The organism is Streptomyces sp. SID12501, from assembly GCF_010550245.1.
Lineage (GTDB): Bacteria > Actinomycetota > Actinomycetes > Streptomycetales > Streptomycetaceae > Streptomyces.
On sequence record NZ_JAAGLU010000328.1, the window covers coordinates 1 to 565 of the forward strand.

Consider the following 565-nt stretch of genomic DNA (forward strand, 5'->3'; position numbering starts at 1 on the left):
CAGGGACAACTGCCCGCGCGGGGCGTACCACTCCGGCTTCGCCAGGACGACGACCCGCGCGCCCTCCGTCACCGCGTCCGCGACCTCCTCGAAGACCTGCCGGAAGCAGGTCACGCCGACGGAGATGTCGTGCGCGGGATCGCGCAGCGTCAGGAAGACCACCCCCGCGCCCGGCCGCCGGGACAGCTGCGTGATCTGCCCCTCCACCCACACCTGACCCAGCCGGTCGATCCAGCCCCCGATGAGCCGGGACACCTGACCGACCGGCAGCGGCGCATCAGCCGACGTATTCAGACCCATGCAGGCAGGCTAGCCGCCGGGGCCGACACCGGTGCCGGGCCCGTCGGAGCGTTCGGGGGTCCGTCGGCCCCGCTGGGCCACCAGCACCCCCAGGCCCACTGCCAGCCACACCGCCCCCACGACCTGCGCCTCCCAGGACGCCTCGACGATCACGGCGACGGTCACCAGCGCCCCCAGCACCGGCACCACCAGGTGCTTCCACCAGTTCGGCGGACCCCCCGCGCGCCGCACCACGAACCAGCCCACCACCGAGGCGTGCAACAGC

General features: G+C 73.8%; 1 protein-coding gene and 1 pseudogene. Both read right to left on the reverse strand.

Annotation, left to right across the window (positions count from 1 at the left end):
- Positions 1-300: exodeoxyribonuclease VII large subunit (locus tag G3I71_RS46035; protein ID WP_164324891.1), on the reverse strand; the 300-nt coding region annotated here is incomplete at its 3' end.
- Positions 301-309: 9 nt separating this feature from the next.
- Positions 310-565: pseudogene (locus tag G3I71_RS46040) on the reverse strand (hypothetical protein); the annotation flags it as partial.